This window comes from Enterococcus sp. AZ101 (assembly GCF_050499005.1).
Lineage (GTDB): Bacteria > Bacillota > Bacilli > Lactobacillales > Enterococcaceae > Enterococcus_L > Enterococcus_L ureilyticus.
On the sequence record NZ_JBMHEZ010000002.1, the window covers coordinates 578,817 to 595,928 of the forward strand.

The window sequence follows — 17,112 nt, forward strand, 5'->3', positions numbered from 1 at the left end:
GAAAAATGAACACTATCCAATTCTTTGACACCACTCTAAGAGACGGCGAACAAACACCAGGTGTAAATTTTAACACCAAAGAAAAAGTTCAAATCGCTAAGCAACTTGAAAAATGGGGCATCGATACGATCGAAGCAGGATTTCCGATCGCATCAGTTGGTGATTTTGAAGCAGTTAAAGCCATCGCAGAAAATGCTGAAAAAATGACCGTCGCAGGTTTGGCACGGTGTCAAAAAGCTGACATCGATCGCGCTCATGAAGCGTTGCAAAATGCCAAGCACCCACAGATCCATGTATTTCTAGCAACTAGCCCGGTTCATATGGAATTTAAACTAAAAATGACACCAGACGAAGTAATCGCTTCTATTAAAGAACACGTTAGCTACGCTAGAACCAAATTTGAGAAAGTTCAGTTTTCACCAGAAGATGCAACCAGAACAGACAAACAATTTCTACTAAAAGCAGTTCAAACAGCCATTGATGCAGGTGCAACAATCATCAACGTTCCTGATACGGTTGGTTATTCCAATCCAACAGAATACGGCGCACTATTTAAATTTCTGATCGGAAATATCCAAAGCGATGAAGAAATTATTTTCTCTTCTCATTGCCACGATGACTTAGGAATGGCGACGGCCAATGCCTTAGCAGCGATCGAAAATGGCGCTTGTCGAGTAGAAGGAACAATCAATGGCATCGGCGAACGAGCTGGCAATACGGCGCTTGAAGAAGTAGCGTTGGCGCTATACATCAGAAAAGATTTCTACGAAGCCCAAAGCAACATCACATTGAATGAAACCAAAAGGACCAGCGATCTCGTCAGCCGTCTATCAGGCGTGGCAGTGCCAAGAAATAAAGCAATCATCGGAGCGAACGCTTACGCTCACGAATCAGGTATCCATCAAGATGGCGTATTGAAAAATCCAGATACCTACGAAATCATTACACCATCACTTGTTGGGGTAAATGAAAACTCATTGCCACTAGGGAAACTTTCCGGGCGTCATGCATTTGCCACAAAAATGGAAGCACTAGGCTACCAACTAACAGATGACGAACTAAAAGACGCCTTCAAACGCTTCAAATCATTGGCAGACAAAAAGAAACAAGTCACAGAAGACGATTTGATCGCGCTAATGGTTGGACAATCGCAAGAATGTAGCGAAGATTATCGCTTAGAACGTGTCCAATTGCAATACGTTTCTGACGGCAGTCAAGGAGCAATCGTGTCCATCAATACAGGTGAAAACGAAAGTAAAACAGAATCGGCGATCGGCTCTGGTAGTATCCAAGCGATCTATAATTCGATTGATAAAATATTCGACCAAAAACCAGAACTACAAGAGTATTACATTAAAGCCATCACAGGCGGTGAAGATGCCCAAGCAGAAGTGCATGTAACCTTAGCAGATACTGAAAACAACAAGCAATTCAACGGTATCGGCATCGATTTCGATGTCTTACAAGCATCAGCGAAAGCTTACGTCAAAGCCAGTGAACAATTTCAAAAAGAAGTGGGGAAAGCCTAATGAGCAAACGAATTGTAGCATTGCCGGGTGACGGCATCGGAGCAGAAATCATGGATAGCGCACTAAAAATTTTAGCCGAAATCATGGTGCAAGATAATCTGGATTTTGATATTGAACGTTTTGCCTTTGGCGGTGCTGGTATTGATGAACAAGGTGATCCCTTACCAGCAGGAACCCTAAACGCTTGTGAAAAAGCCGATGCGATCTTACTAGGTGCCATTGGCGGTCCAAAATGGGACAATGCACCAAAACGTCCCGAACAAGGCTTGCTTGGGTTAAGAAAAGCTTTAGGACTTTTTGCAAATATCCGTCCGATTTCTGTGCCAGATGCAGTCGTTCATTTATCGCCATTAAAAGAAGAAAACGTTCGAGGCGTTGATTTTGTGGTCGTTCGTGAACTAACAGGTGGTATCTACTTTGGTGAAAAAAAGCTAGGGGAAACAGAAGCCTCAGACCTATGCACCTATTCAAAAGCTGAGATCCAACGTATTATCAGAAAAGCCTTTGAAATCGCCCAAACGAGAAATAAAAAAGTCACATCTGTTGATAAAGCCAATGTACTAGCGACCAGCAAATTGTGGCGTCAAACAGCCGAAGAAGTCGCACGAGAATTTCCAGATTGTACCTTAGAACATCAATTAGTCGATTCAGCGGCAATGGTCATGATCCAAAAGCCAAAAGCCTTTGACGTACTTGTAACAGAAAATCTATTCGGCGATATCTTAAGTGATGAAGCATCGGTGATTCCAGGCTCACTAGGGATGATGCCAAGCGCCAGTCACAGCGAATCTGGTCCCTCATTATACGAACCAATCCATGGTTCAGCACCAGATATTGCTAATCAAAATATCGCCAATCCAATGTCGATGATCTTGTCAGTAGCGATGATGTTACGTCAATCATTTGGCTTAGAAAATTCAGCAAAGAAAATCGAAGAGGCTTGCGATCGTGTCATGAATCAAGGAATTCTAACCACAGACCTAGGTGGTAAAGCGACAACAACAGACTTTACAGAAGCTATAATAACAGAATTGAGAGGTGCTTAATATGGGAAAAACTCTATTTGATAAACTTTGGGAACAACATGTGGTATCGGGCGTTGCCGGAGAACCACAACTACTATACGTCAATCTGCATCTGATCCACGAGGTCACTTCACCACAAGCCTTTGAAGGACTAAGAGAAGCAGGCCGAAAAGTCCGCCGACCAGATAGAACCTTTGGGACGATGGATCATAACGTACCAACACAAGATATTTTTAACATCACAGATTTGGTGGCAAAAAAACAAATCGAAGCCTTGCAGAAAAACTGTGAAGAATTCGGTGTAACGCTCTGTGATAACGGCAGTGACCGTCAGGGAATCGTGCATATGGTGGGACCCGAAACAGGCTTGACACAACCAGGGAAAATCATCGTTTGTGGGGATTCACATACAGCAACTCACGGCGCATTTGGAGCCTTGGCATTCGGTATTGGAACCAGTGAAGTGGAACATGTTTTTGCCACACAATGCATTTGGCAAAATAAGCCAAAATCAATGGGTGTTAAAATTACTGGAAAACTAGCCAAAGGCGTGTATGCCAAAGATATTATTCTTGCCTTGATCGCAAAATATGGGGTTGATTTTGGTGTTGGACATGCGGTTGAATTTTACGGTGAAACGATTGAAAATCTAACGATGGAAGAACGCATGACCATCTGTAACATGGCCATCGAAGGCGGCGCAAAAATGGGGATGATGGCGCCAGATGAAAAAACCTTTGACTATGTACGTGGCAGAGAATATGCACCAGAAGATATGGAAGCGGCAATCGCTGATTGGAAAAAACTGCCAAGTGATCCAGACGCAACTTATGATGTGGATCTAGAATTAAACGCAGATGAACTGGTTCCCTTCATTACATGGGGAACGAATCCAGAAATGGGCATCCCAATCACAGGGACATTCCCAGAAATCAAAGACATGAACGACGAACGTGCCTATAACTACATGGATCTAAAACCAGGACAACGCCCATCAGATATCGAAATCGGCTACGTTTTTATCGGCTCATGTACTAACGGCCGACTATCCGATTTAGAAGAAGCGGCTCGTATCGTAAAAGGCAAAAAAGTCAAAGAAGGCATTACCGCAATCGTAGTACCAGGCTCAAGACCTGTTCGTAAAGCAGCAGAGAAAATCGGCTTGGATAGAATCTTCATCGAAGCAGGCTTTGAATGGCGTGAACCAGGCTGCTCCATGTGTCTAGGCATGAATCCAGACCAAGTACCAGCGGGTGTTCACTGTGCCTCAACCTCGAACCGAAACTTTGAGGGACGCCAAGGCAAAGGGGCAAGAACCCATCTTTGCAGCCCGGCGATGGCGGCAACAGCTGCGATTGAAGGAACGTTTAGAGACATTAGAGAGGAGCTTGGTGCATAATGGAGGCATTTACACAACATACAGGAACTGCGGTTCCACTAATGAATGACAATATCGACACCGATCAAATCATTCCAAAATCATTTCTAAAACGAATCGAAAAAACAGGGTTTGGCGAGTTTTTATTTGATGAATGGCGTTATTTGCCGGACCGTACACCAAATCCAGAATTCACTTTGAATGAACCACAATACAAAGGCGCGACGATTCTGATTTCTGGTGACAACTTTGGATCAGGTTCATCACGAGAGCATGCGGCTTGGGCGTTGGATGATTATGGTTTTAGAGCGGTTATTGCAGGAAGTTTCAGTGATATTTTTTATATGAATGCGACGAAAAATGGACTATTGCCAATTGTATTGAAGCGAGAAGAATTGGATGCATTGGCGGGGCTTCAAGCAGATGAAATGATTACAATTGATTTACCTGCTCAACAAGTGGTGACGTCGATTGGTACGTATTCTTTTGAAATTGACAGCACTTGGAAGCATAAATTAGTGAATGGGTTAGATGAGATTGCGATCAGCTTGACGCATGATTCTGAGATTGCGGCTTATGAAGCGAAGATTCCAGCATATTGGCAATAAGAAATAGTAAGAGTGAGGTTGGGACAGGAGTGTTTAACCCCGAGAACCACGTAGGTACTATGCAACATCAGTTTATGATATTTACTGTGTTTTACAGCAATTTCAGCTTATTTCCGAAAGGGTTGCTTCTGCTCCCACCGTTTATTCATATTTAGGGTGTGAAACAAAAGTACTTTTTACTTTTGTCCCACACCCTGCTTTTCATTAAATCGTTAGGAGGGTGAAAACCATGGAATGGGATGCAAAAAAATATAATACGACACATGATTTTGTTTTTAAGTATGGCGCAGGATTGTTGGAGTTAGTACCGAAAGAGCCGAAAAAAGTGTTGGATATTGGCTGTGGGACTGGCGCATTAACGAGTCAAATTGCGGACCTGGGGCATGAAGTGACGGGAATCGATCAATCAGTAAATATGATCGATCAAGCAAAAAAAAGTTATCCTAATTTGAATTTTTTACAGGAAGATATCTTAAATCCTTCCAATCAAATTGGTCTGTATGATGTCGCTTTTTCAAATGCAGTTTTTCATTGGATACCTGATCAAGATTTGTTATTAAAAAATATCCATCGACACTTAAATACGAATGGTCAGTTGATTTGTGAGTTCGGTGCAGTTGGGAATGTGCAGGCGATCAGAGGAGCTTTTGGGCGCGAGTTAAAGGCTTTGAGTATTCCTTTTGAGGAGCCTTTCTGTTTTACATCAATTGCAGATTATCAACTTTTGCTTGAAAAAAATCATTTTGAAGTTGTAGAGATTTTGGAATATGAACGACCAACACCACTAAAAGGCGGTTGGTCTGGTTTGAGAGAATGGATGGAGCAATTTTACGCTACGGAGTTAGGAGAATTATCTGAAGAGCAGAAAGAGCAGGTTCTTAAAAATTTGGAGCGAGCGTTGAAATCAAGCTTATGGAAATTTGATCACTGGGAGGCTGATTATCGTAGGCTTAGAATAACGGCATATAAACATCCTTAATAGAAGATACACAGAACAATAAAGAGCTTAGGACTGAAGTGAGACCCAAGCTCTTTGTTTTGTATAATTGGTTTATTCTCAAATAATAGGATTATTTTTTTATTAAGCCATCTTCTTTTTGTTTAATGTATGTTTCAAGACTATGTCTATCGATCAAAGAAGCCACAACACCATCGCGCGTAATACAAAAACCAGCAGCATAAGTGGCAATTCGAACGGCAGCTTTTAAAGAATAACCGTATAAGAGGTAAGAGGCGAGTGCACTGATAAAGGCATCACTTGCGCCAGTTGTGTCAATAGCTGGAAAGTCAGCCGCTGGAAAATACTCTGCCCAATCAATCGTTTTAACATAACAGCCTTGCTCACCCAATGTAACGATAATCGTTTGAATTCCGTAATTTAACAGAAAATTTGCTTTTTCTTCAATTGAGGAAAATTCAGGACAAAGTTCATTCAACTCATCCTCATTAGGAATCAAAATATCAACCAACGACAAAATGTTTTCCGGTATTTTTCCATAGGCAGAAGGTTTAAAAATGGTTTTAGCGCCATATTCATGTGCCAGAGAACAAGCTTTAGCTACCGTGTCCAAAGGAATCTCGGACTGGATCAAACAATAGCCTGCATTTTCAAACAATTCTTTTTTTTCTTCAATATCTTCTGGCGTAAAGATCCCATTAGCACCTGGCAAGATAGAAATCGTCGAATGTCCGTTAGCTGCAACAAAAATATAGGCTTTTCCTGTATCCGTATGGGGACGTCGTTTGATTCCTAATGAATCCACGCCATATTGGTTTAAGGCAGAATAAACATAATCAGCGTCCAAGTCTGATCCAATATTTCCAATCAGTCCAACTCGATGACCGAGTTTGGCAGCACCGATGGATTGATTTACCCCTTTTCCACCTGGCTGAATAGATGAACTGGAAATCGAAACGGTTTTCCCGCTGTTGGGAAGCTTTGGAACGGTAAGATAAGTATCAATATTTATACTTCCTACAACGGTGAGCCTTGGTATATTCAGATTAAAAGGTAAACTGATTGTTGTTCGATTGTTTAAGTGAAAAGCTTGTGCGAATGGCTGTGATTTTTGCTTATTTTGTTCAATCCGATGGATCAATTGGTTGCCGATATAAGTACCAAAGTCAGTGTTTTGAATTGCATACGTTGAAATCTCAGATAACTCAGAAAAGGTCAGTGGCTCTGTGTGATCACTCTTTAAAGAAATCAACGAAATATCTTCTGGTATTTTGTAACTAAGTGTGTTTACTAATTGATAAAATTCTAAAGCTTTATGATAGTGGGAAGAAACGACCCCTGTGATTTGTCGATTGTTTAGTTTCTGAGCCAAATTATCATTTAATTCATCAAAAATCAATTCCTTATCTAGTTTCATATGATTGTCAAACAAACACTTTTTATACCCCTCTAAAAAGGCAGATGTTCGTCGTCCTTTAGAAAGTAAACAAGCAATTTGACTATGCTTTTGATCGATCAGCTCTTGGGTGATTTGGTAAGCTGCTTCTTCATAAGGAAAACAGATTGCATGCTTCCCGCCATTTGGACCGACTGTTAGTAGTGGGATCGAAGCATCTTTAAAATAAGTAGCAAAAGACAAGCTTTGTTCCGTTAGGGGCTCCCAAATAACGCCATCTACATTTTGTTTGCATAAGGAAGTAATGTTTTTTAATTCTTGGTCTTTATCCGAATAATTATTGAAAACTAAGGTGCTATAACCGTTACCTTGAGCGGTTTGAATGATTCCATCTAAGGTTGTATTTAATGAAGCAGAAGATTTCAGCAAAACACCAATAATCCAACTTTTAGAGGAACTAGTATTAGCAGAAGCGTAAGGCGTATAATTGTATTCCTTTACAATTTTTAAAACCCGTTCTCTCGTTTCTTTACTGATGCTTTGATCTTTTTGGTTAACGATTTTTGAAACAGTTGAAGCTGAAACACCTGCGAGTTTTGCAATATCTTTTATATTCATCACTGTTATTCTCCGTTTCATACGTTATTTAATTTTTTGAAAATCAGATTTTTATAGTTCATATTCAGCGCATAGAGTTTTAAAATTTTTAGAACAATATGTCGGTTAAATTGATTGAAAGTAGTAATTGTATCTGTCAAAATGATGAATCAACCTTGTCTAAATAATAGATAATTAAATCTATTAAGTCAATAAGAATCATTATATGACTTTTTGTAAGCATTATCATTTATACGAAAAATTATTTGAAAATACGTTGACAAATCAGCAAACTGGTGTTAAATTCAATTTAAGAAAACGTTTTCCGAAAATATTTTCTTAGATGGAATTAAGATAGTATTGTGCAAAGAGAATGGAGGGACGAGGATGAAGAAGAACAAATTTTTAGAAGGGATAAGAAGTCAATTTACAACTAAATCTTTAGTGTTGATTCCGATCGCTGTTGGGATCAATTTGATCGGTGGTACACTCTGCTCGGCACTTAAATTACCGTTATTTTTAGATATGATCGGTACAATTATTATTGCCTGTCTTTCAGGGCCTTGGGTAGCAGCTTTGTGTGGATTACTAACAAACGTTTTTTTAACGCTTGTGGCCAATCCAGTTTACTTTCCCTATTCAGTTGTCAGTATCTTATGTGCCTTAGTTACTGGTTTTATGGTAAAGGCAGGGTTGTTCAAAACCATTTGGGGCGCTATTTTGACTTGGCTTGCTTGTGCGTTAACAAATACTGTTTCAGCTTCACTGATTACAATTTTTGTTTACGGAGGCGCTACAGGGGTCAATGGCAGTTCAGTTTTTACAGCCGCTTTAATTGCGACGACAAAACAAATTTTTCTTTCTGTGATCTCTACATCGATGCTTGAAAACGTGATTGATAAAGGTATTGTCTTTTTGATTGCCTTCTTACTCGTCCAAAAAATTCCGAAAAGATTTCTCAGTCAATATGCAATAGGAATGAATGAAAGTGAGCTGGAAGACGATGAAGAATGGGCGAAATAATCAGAAGTTAGGAGGGAGCAACACGTGAAGGTATCAACGACATTCATTCCTCGACATACGGTGATCGAGCGATTGAATCCTATGACAAAAGTATTAGCGGTTTTTACACTCGGTTTAAGTACCTTGATTTTTCCAAGTATCTGGTTAGGTTTTGCTATTATTATCGGTTTATTTATTATTTCTTACTTGGCAAAGATTTTGAAACCGTTTACCCGTTTGATAGTAGGATTTGGGGTTCCAATTACAGTGATGCTTTTGTTTATCCAAGGCTTTTATAGTACAAGTAATGTCACGTTTATTGCAGATTTTGGTTTTGCAAAATTAGGACTTGAAGGTGTTTTATATGCCTTGAAAATTGTCACCACACTCTTAGTTTTTATGGGAAGCTTTTATATCATGAATCAAACCACGGATAAAGGAAAACTGGTCGCGGCTTTAACGAATAGTGGCTTGCCGCCCAAAGCTGGCTATCTCGTACTAGCAACGTTAAATGTAGTACCGCAAATGCAAAGACGATTAGCGACGATCCAAGAAGCACAAGAAGCACGAGGGGTTGAAACTGGTGGAACGATTTTTTCCAGGATCAAGTCATACATTCCGCTTTTAGGACCTGTCATCATGTCTTCATTGACAGATGCCCAAGAACGAGGAATGACACTGGAAACAAGAGGTTTCGGGATCAAAGGGGTGAAACAAACAAGCTACGTTCAAGTGAAAGTCAGCAAATTGGACAAACGAATCAATAGCGGGCTGATCCTATTTTTCCTACTCACATTAGCCGTCACTATTTTGATGAAATCTACTATTCTATAAGAAGGGAGCCGTTATGAACAAGGTGATTGTTGAAGCAAAAAACTTTTCTTATCGATACAACCAAACCCCAAGAAGAGCATTAAAAAATCTTGATTTTCAAGTAGAAGAAGGGAGCTTCTTTTGTATTATTGGCGCAAATGGTTCAGGAAAATCAACACTTTGCAATGCATTAGTCGGACTGATTCCTCATTATTTTGTTGGAAAAAAAGCCGGTGAAATCATAATTGATGGATTGAAAACGGAAACGAGTACCATCGCAGAATTATCAACTAGGATCGGTTTAGTTTTTCAAAATCCTTTCAATCAATTATCGTATACGGCGGCAACTGTAGCAGAAGAATTAGCATACGGCTTAGGGAACAGAGGCATCTCACGGGAAGAAATGCATCAAAAAGTTGACTATGTAGCCAAGCTAATGCGGATCGATCAGCTTCTTTCTAAAAATCCGTTGGAGCTGTCAGGTGGTCAAGTTCAAAGAGTCGCGTTTGGTTCAACTTTTATTTTAGAACCTAAAATCTTGGTCTTAGATGAATGTACGACACAGTTAGACCCATTAGGCGGTGACGAACTATTTTCAATCGTCAAAAAGTTAAATCAAAACGGTGTAACAGTGATCATGGTAGACCATGATATGGAACGTGTTGCACAAAATGCCGATAAAATCATGGTACTTTCAGAAGGGGAGATTGTAGCAATTGATACACCCCAAAAAATATTTGAGGATCCCTTTATCACAACGTACGGCATTGATGTACCAGATTATGTAAAACTTTCAAAAGCCTTAGCAGAAAAAAATTATACCCATCATGCAATAGAAATCACGGAAGAACCGACTATAGCATTAGTTAAGGAGGCTTTGAAGTAATGGACATTACATTAAAAAAACTCCGCTATGCGTACCCTACAGGAGATGACATTCTAAAAGGAATCGATTTATCTATTAGTGGAACGGAACCTGTAGCAATTATTGGGCAAAACGGAGCTGGAAAAACAACCATTGTGAAACATTTTAATGGTATTTTACGTCCTAAATCAGGAGAAGTGTTGATTGAAGGCGAATCTATCGAACAGAAAACAACCGCACAATGGGCTAAAAAAGTGGGCTACGTCTTTCAAAATCCAGATGATCAACTATTCTTAGAAAGCGTGCGAAAAGAATTTACCTTTGGACCTAAACAAATCGGTATGCCTCAACAAGAAATTGAAGAGCGTTTGAATTGGGTCGCTGAATTGGTAGGGCTTTCAGATAAATTAGAGGTCCATCCGTTCGATTTAAATGCCACTGAAAAGAAATTTTGTACAATCGGTTCTATCATTATGATGAATACAAGTATAGTTATTTTTGATGAACCAACTTGTGGACAAGATGTAAACGGCAATCTCAGACTACGAAGGATTATCCAAAAGTTGAGAGATAAGGGTGTATTGTGCATTGCCATCAGCCATGATATGAAATTTGTGGCAGACAACTTTGAGCGAATTATCGTTTTATGCCAAGGAGAAATCATTTTGGATGGATCTGCTGATGAAGTCTTTTCAGAAGTAGCAACCCTAAATAAAAGTTTTGTAACGCCTCCGCCAATTACAAGAGTTGGACAAGGAGCGGGATTTAAAAAAACAGTCTTTACAACAGAAGCTTTTATGAAAGTTTTTGAAGAGGAAAGGAGATAATCTGAATGTCTAGTGTGATGAGCCGGATTATTGTAGAAGACGGGTGACTTTTAGCGATAAGAGTCAATAGCAGCAGTATCTACAAAATAATAGAATCATGAAAGGTGTGGTTGTGGAAATGGCAACTAAAAACGAAGCAGAAAAAGTATTGGGGGTTCCTGTACCAAAGGAAGGCACGGCAGAGTTTGAAAAAATGAATCGCATGGCAAAGCGGGCAATTCCGTTGATCTTGATTATTTTTATTTTTGGAATCCTTGAACAGCAAGCATTTGGTATGATTTTTGTTAATATCGGTCAAGAGTTGGGTACGCCAGGATTAGCGCCATTGATTACGTCAATTCCTGGGATTGTATTAGGCATCGTTTGTGTGATTTATGGTTCGTTGGGTGATTTTGTGTCGCTTAAGAAAATGACCATGCTCGGTGTGAGTATTCTTGTTATTGGTTCGGCTATTGGTTTTATTTTAGGACCAGTTAGCATTTGGGCAGTTGTGATTGCACGTGTTCTGCAATCAGCTGGCGGACAAGTAGCAGGTTCTGTTTTCTTAGTGTTAGTTTCAAAATATATTGCGAAAGAAAATCGAGTGATCTACTATGGCATTTTTGTTGCAGTCTTTCGTTTTTCGGCAGCACTTGGCGTAATTGCAGCAGGTTATGTCACTAAAATCGATTGGCGTTGGTTGTTCGCAGTGCCATTGATTTCAATTGTTTTTATTCCATCATTAGCAAAAAATCTACCAGATGATCATGCAGAAGGTGCTAATATCGATGGGGTTGGTTTTACCTTGATTGGTGCTTTTGCTGGAGCGATGACGATGTTCTTTACAGATATGAACCTATTTTGGGCAATCAGCTCTGTGGTGACATTGATCGCGTTTATCGTTTATATCAACAAAGCAAAAAATCCGTTTATTACACCGGAATTCTTTAAAAATCCTGCTTTTATCGCAACGATGACCGTTATTTTTGTTGGCTATTTCTTCAGTTACACATTGAACGCAGGTGTGAATGCGATTGGTTTGAATGTTTATGGGATTGATTCGGCAGAAGTGTCAACATTATTAGTTTGGTCGATTTTATTAGCAGCGTTTCTTGGGTTTGTATGTGGACCAGTGATTAAAAAAATTGGACGTTCTGCAGGGATCATCATGGCCCTTTCATTTATGGGATTAGGGTTGATTGCCATCGCCTTTGCTATTCCTCATGGAAAAGTTTGGGCATTGGCTGTAGCACCTTGTATCTATTACTTTGGAACCTCGTTCTTTTACTCACCAATCGTCGATACAGCAACCTTAACTGTTTCACCAGAAGAATCAGGTCGTGTGTTAGGTGTAAATGATTTAGTTCAAGCAATTACAGGATCCGTTGGTGTAGCAGTGTTTGGTGGCATGATGTCCTCTGGCGCAATGTCAGGCGGTAGTATTGTTGGCGGAACAAGTGGTGATGTGTCAACATACGCAAATGTATTCCTAGTGGGCGGTGCGATCGTGCTAGCTGCACTCGTTATTTTCCTAGTAACGAAAAAGACGATCTATAGTCATTCAAGAGTAGATGAATAGAGAGTTTCACATAGATAATATCGGGCTAGTCACTACGCTGTGCTTCGATCATCTCAATTCCTAAGAGCGAAAGCTTTAGGGAGTGAAGGTCTTGGGAAAATAGACTAAACGAGCCCAAAGCCCACTATGCTTTTAAACGAGGAGGAAGTTAGAATTATGTCAAAAAGAAAAGTTATTTTAGATTGTGATCCTGGTCATGACGATGCGATTGCCCTTTTAATGGCACTAGCATCTGACGAAATCGATTTAGTCGCGATTACAACTTCAGCTGGAAACCAACTGCCAGAAAAAACATTCAATAATACTAGAAAACTCTTAGCACTAACGAATCGAGAAGATATCCCAGTCGCAATGGGTGCGTTAAAACCGCTTAGAAGAGAGTTGATCATTGCAGATGATGTCCATGGTGAAAGTGGTCTAGATGGTGCTGAATTACCTGAGCCAACGGTAGCTCCAGCAACGATTCGTGCCAATGACTTACTCGCAAAAATGTTAAGTGAAAGTGATGAAAAAATAACGATCGTTGCAACGGGTCCTTTAACGAATATCGCGATTTTCTTACTCTCTCATCCAGAACTAAAAGAAAAAATTGAACTGATCTCCTTTATGGGCGGTGCTTGCTTTGGCGGAAATATCACCCCACATGCAGAATTCAATATTTATGTTGACCCAGAAGCGGCTGATATCGTGGTGAAATCAGGTGTTCCTGTCGCTATGTTTGGTTTAGATGTGACCTTAAAGGCTCAATTATTTGAAGAGGATATTAAAGAAATCCGTGAAATCGGAAACCCAGTCGCAACGACAATGGCAGACTTGCTAGACTTCTTCAATTTAACAACAACAGTACCATTTTTAGCAGAAGAAGGACATGTTGAAGGAATCCATATGCATGATCCATGCGCGATGGCCTATGTTATTGATCCGTCTATGTTTAAAGCCTTACCTATGCATGTTGAAGTGGAAACGAGTAATACCTTATCATTAGGTAGCACAGTTGTCGATTATGATGATTTATTCAAGAAGGAAAAAAATGTTGTGGTTGGATTTGATGTCGATCTTCCCAAGTTCAAAGAATTGGTGATTCAAACAATCAACCATTTTTCTAACTAAGTAATCATGTAATATGAAGCGTTTGAAATGGAGGGACGTTCAGCCAATGAACAAAGTTACGATTATAGGGAGTATCAATTCAGATACAACGTTAAGGATGAAGTATCTGCCAAAACCTGGTGAAACACTTCACACCACTGAATTATTTACTTCCGGTGGCGGTAAAGGAGCCAACCAAGCCATCGCCGCAAGAAGAAATGGCGCACAAACTGCTTTTATTGGAGCGGTTGGCAAGGATGATACGGGAAAAAGAATGATTACGTTATTAGAAAAAGAAACCATCGATATATCAGGGATAGAGGTCATTGACAATCAAAGTACAGGAAGTGCCTATATCTTACTTGATAGTTTTGGAGAAAATAGTATTATCATTCATTCTGGAGCAAATAATCATATCACGAATGCACAAGTCAAAGCATACCAAGACTTAATTGAAGCAAGTGATTTTATTATTGCCCAATTTGAAAGTACGCTGGATAGTACGATTCAAGCGTTTAAACTAGCCAAACAAAACGGTGTAAAAACCATCTTGAATCCAGCGCCTGCTTTTGAACAGATTCCGCCTGAACTATTAGCACATACGGATTTAATTATACCGAATGAATCAGAAGTTGAAATATTAACAGGAATCAAAATTTCCTCCGAGCAAAGCATGAAAGAAGCAGCTGACTATCTACACAATTTAGGTATCGAATCTGTTGTGATCACACTTGGTAATAAGGGCGCTTTCTACGATGTAAAAGGAAAAAGCGGGATCATTCCAGCTCTTAAGGTCAAAGCAGTGGATACAACAGCTGCAGGTGATACCTTTATCGGGGCAATGGTCTCTGTTTTGCAGAAGGATTTTAGCAATCTAGAAGAAGCAATTAAGTATGGAACCAGAGCTGCGGCTTTAACGGTTCAGCGATTTGGAGCACAACCATCGATACCCTATGGGAGTGAATTGCTGTAGCAGAGAGTTATTTTGGATAGAGTGTTTTGATGATAATAGAAGCAATAACTGAAATCGTTTAAAGAGGGAACTATCAAATAATGGTAGTTCTCTTTTTATTGTTTGGAGCAATATCAATAGACTTTTATTGAAATACTCCTCATATTTTTTTCTAATTGAAAAGTAAAACCGAAGAGCTTCAACAAAAAGTTTAGGAAAATCACAAGAGAAGAATTATTTTGATTTCTGATATTTTTGCTAGTTGTGAGATTTAATCTTGTTATGTTGAATGGTATGTTTAAAAAAGATTGCGTATAAGGAAAAAGGAATGACGAAAGTTGGAATTGTAAATAGAAAAGGCAAAATTATTGAATACCAGTTAAATTGTAACTATAGATCCAAAAGAACAGCATTAGGTTCAAAAATTATTTTGATATTAATGAGACTATCTAGTTATTGTACATATATGCGAGTGAATAGTTGCGCTTAAGTATAATTAGCTCTAAAAAAATAGTTTATAGTCTTTTTTTAATTTTTTATATAAAATGATGTTATAATTTTACATTTAGTTTTTTTAGTATTACAATTATGGGGTATAATGTTACATAGTTTCATGAAGATTAAGCTAGCTTTTTTTTAAGACTATAGGCCTAATACAAAATCAATAATAGTGTATTTGCAAGTTTAGTAATTGTTAGTTTGTTTCTGACAGAACTATTTAAGATATTTATAGTTGTTGGGAATCTAATAGCTGTCTTGGATTTGATAAGAAGACAAAAGTAAATAAATGTACATAAACAAAACAGGTCGTTTAGAAAATAAGCAATTTCTAAACGACCTGTTTCCTATATAAGATTAATGTTTTTATTCTTATTTTTTATGGTATTCATTTTTTTTTATATCTTGAAAGAATTAAGTTCAAGATATTTTTATTCTTTATTATATGTACTCAAAAGAGTGGAATTCATTACTTGTATAAGTATATTCTATTATTTTTAATTCGTCTAGTACTAAAATATCTTTTTATTATCAATTTTTTATGTAAAAACGCAAAAAAATGATAATTTTTGATTGTTTTGTTGATTATTTTTAGTTTGGAAAAGAGATATTTATATGTATAATTCTTTTTTAGCCGTCAAAAACCGTCAAATACAAATGATTTAGGAGGAAATAATATGTCAAAAAGAGGAGAAAATATCTATAAGCGAAAGGATGGGCGCTGGGAAGGTCGTTATAGAAAAGGCCGGGATAAAGAAGGCAGAATTATTTATGGATATGTTTATGGAAAACAATATAATGAAGCAAAAGAAAAATTATCAAAAAAAAATGCAGACTATTCTATATACGGAGAAGCGTCTGCAAAAGAAGAAATGATGGTAGACGAATGGTTACATTATTGGTTAAATATTTTAATGAAAAATAGAATCAAACCTTCTACATATTCAAATTATAGAGGGCGAATTAAACGACATCTTTCTCCATTTTTTAAAAACAAGCAATTATCTGAGCTAGAAACATCTGATATCGACAGATTTATTTATTCATTGTATCTATCAGAACTCTCTTCCAACACTATTCGCAGTATTATTAGTATGCTAAGAAGTGCGCTAAAAAAAGCCGTTAATGATAATAAAATTTCAAAAAATCCTTGTCAAGGGGTCATTTTACCCCCATTAACGAAAACAGAAATAAAAAGTTTAGATAGAAAGCAACAAAAAAAATTGGAACAAATTGCTTTATATAAAAAAGAGTGCTCAGCAGAAATTATTGCCTTGTATACAGGTATGAGAATCGGGGAGATTAGCGGGTTAAAATGGGAAGATATCGATTTCAGAAATAATAAAATTATTGTAAAAAGAACCATTTCCAGAATACCTTCAGTAACAGAATCCCACAAGACTGAGATTATTATAGGGAAACCAAAGTCGATTAATGGAGAACGTGCCATACCGATATCTAAAAATCTGAAGAGATATTTAATGGAAAAAAAACAAAAGAGTACGAGTATATTCGTCATTTCCTGCAAAAACAGTTTTACAGAGCCACGTATTATTAATTATCGTTTTAAAAAATCAGTAGAAGAAGCAAAAATAGGCCCGGTTCACTTTCACGCATTGCGTCACACTTTCGCAACTAGATGTGTTGAATCAGGCATTGATATTGCTACATTGAGTAAAATCTTAGGACATGCATCAACCAAAATGACGCTCGATATCTATACAGATTCTTTGTGGGAAACTAGACGCTCGGCAATGATGGTAATAGATAAACAGCTTAATTATGATGAAAAGGTAACTTTATAATGCATGAAGGACATTCGGTAAAACGCTGAGTGTCTCTTTTTTTAGCCGTCAAATGAATCGTCAAATTATCTCGTAGAATGAGTAGTAATTGGTTGAATCGAAAGAATATCTTGAACTTAATTCTTTCAGGATATTCATTATTTGTTTTTTACTATTAGCGCGACAAGTACAATTTTCAGATCAAAACATCTTCAATAGTAATTTACTTTTGA

The 17,112-nt window shown here is 38.2% G+C and carries 14 protein-coding genes; 13 read left to right on the forward strand and 1 reads right to left on the reverse strand.

Annotation, left to right across the window (positions count from 1 at the left end; genetic code table 11):
• Positions 1 to 5: 5 nt before the first annotated feature.
• The 5 genes from IGJ50_RS12110 (at position 6) to IGJ50_RS12130 (ending at position 5,519) form a co-directional block, all read left to right on the forward strand.
• On the forward strand, positions 6 to 1,529 hold the full coding sequence (locus tag IGJ50_RS12110; protein WP_429950607.1) for a 2-isopropylmalate synthase: 1,524 nt from the start codon (positions 6 to 8) through the stop codon (positions 1,527 to 1,529).
• Positions 1,529 to 2,575, forward strand: a complete 1,047-nt coding sequence (gene leuB, locus IGJ50_RS12115; RefSeq protein WP_069639523.1) for a 3-isopropylmalate dehydrogenase — start codon at positions 1,529 to 1,531, stop codon at positions 2,573 to 2,575. The genes IGJ50_RS12110 and leuB overlap by 1 nt, the downstream gene beginning before the upstream one ends.
• 1 nt (position 2,576) lies before the next feature.
• Positions 2,577 to 3,953 carry a 3-isopropylmalate dehydratase large subunit gene (gene leuC / locus IGJ50_RS12120; protein WP_429950609.1) on the forward strand — a complete coding sequence of 459 codons (1,377 nt, stop codon included), beginning with the start codon at positions 2,577 to 2,579 and terminating at the stop codon, positions 3,951 to 3,953.
• The gene (leuD, locus tag IGJ50_RS12125) at positions 3,953 to 4,540 is read left to right on the forward strand and encodes a 3-isopropylmalate dehydratase small subunit (RefSeq protein ID WP_069639521.1); all 588 of its coding nucleotides are present in this window, start codon (positions 3,953 to 3,955) and stop codon (positions 4,538 to 4,540) included. Before leuC ends, leuD begins: the two co-directional genes overlap by 1 nt.
• 229 nt (positions 4,541 to 4,769) lie before the next feature.
• Positions 4,770 to 5,519, forward strand: coding sequence for a class I SAM-dependent methyltransferase (locus IGJ50_RS12130; RefSeq protein ID WP_429950611.1), 750 nt, complete (start codon positions 4,770 to 4,772; stop codon positions 5,517 to 5,519).
• A gap of 91 nt (positions 5,520 to 5,610) precedes the next feature.
• Here the strand turns inward: IGJ50_RS12130 and IGJ50_RS12135 are convergent, their stop codons facing one another.
• Positions 5,611 to 7,512 carry a PfkB family carbohydrate kinase gene (locus tag IGJ50_RS12135; protein WP_429950613.1) on the reverse strand — a complete coding sequence of 634 codons (1,902 nt, stop codon included), beginning with the start codon at positions 7,510 to 7,512 and terminating at the stop codon, positions 5,611 to 5,613.
• Positions 7,513 to 7,878: 366 nt separating this feature from the next.
• On the opposite strand from IGJ50_RS12135, the gene IGJ50_RS12140 reads away from it, so the two are divergent.
• The 8 genes from IGJ50_RS12140 (at position 7,879) to IGJ50_RS12175 (ending at position 16,900) form a co-directional block, all read left to right on the forward strand.
• The gene (locus IGJ50_RS12140) at positions 7,879 to 8,514 is read left to right on the forward strand and encodes an ECF transporter S component (protein ID WP_069638818.1); all 636 of its coding nucleotides are present in this window, start codon (positions 7,879 to 7,881) and stop codon (positions 8,512 to 8,514) included.
• Positions 8,515 to 8,538: 24 nt separating this feature from the next.
• Positions 8,539 to 9,327: an energy-coupling factor transporter transmembrane component T gene (locus tag IGJ50_RS12145; RefSeq protein ID WP_429950615.1), complete on the forward strand. Its 789-nt coding sequence runs from the start codon at positions 8,539 to 8,541 to the stop codon at positions 9,325 to 9,327.
• A gap of 13 nt (positions 9,328 to 9,340) precedes the next feature.
• Complete coding sequence (locus IGJ50_RS12150) at positions 9,341 to 10,192, forward strand: energy-coupling factor ABC transporter ATP-binding protein (RefSeq protein ID WP_207120682.1); 852 nt, start codon at positions 9,341 to 9,343, stop codon at positions 10,190 to 10,192.
• Positions 10,192 to 10,998 carry an energy-coupling factor ABC transporter ATP-binding protein gene (locus IGJ50_RS12155; protein WP_429950617.1) on the forward strand — a complete coding sequence of 269 codons (807 nt, stop codon included), beginning with the start codon at positions 10,192 to 10,194 and terminating at the stop codon, positions 10,996 to 10,998. Before IGJ50_RS12150 ends, IGJ50_RS12155 begins: the two co-directional genes overlap by 1 nt.
• 118 nt (positions 10,999 to 11,116) lie before the next feature.
• Positions 11,117 to 12,556: an MFS transporter gene (locus tag IGJ50_RS12160; RefSeq protein ID WP_429950619.1), complete on the forward strand. Its 1,440-nt coding sequence runs from the start codon at positions 11,117 to 11,119 to the stop codon at positions 12,554 to 12,556.
• 156 nt (positions 12,557 to 12,712) lie between these two features.
• Positions 12,713 to 13,666, forward strand: a complete 954-nt coding sequence (locus IGJ50_RS12165) for a nucleoside hydrolase (protein ID WP_429950621.1) — start codon at positions 12,713 to 12,715, stop codon at positions 13,664 to 13,666.
• A 46-nt stretch (positions 13,667 to 13,712) separates the two neighbouring features.
• Complete coding sequence (gene rbsK, locus IGJ50_RS12170; protein WP_069638814.1) at positions 13,713 to 14,618, forward strand: ribokinase; 906 nt, start codon at positions 13,713 to 13,715, stop codon at positions 14,616 to 14,618.
• A gap of 1,154 nt (positions 14,619 to 15,772) precedes the next feature.
• Positions 15,773 to 16,900 carry a tyrosine-type recombinase/integrase gene (locus IGJ50_RS12175; protein WP_429950623.1) on the forward strand — a complete coding sequence of 376 codons (1,128 nt, stop codon included), beginning with the start codon at positions 15,773 to 15,775 and terminating at the stop codon, positions 16,898 to 16,900.
• Positions 16,901 to 17,112 lie beyond the last annotated feature (212 nt).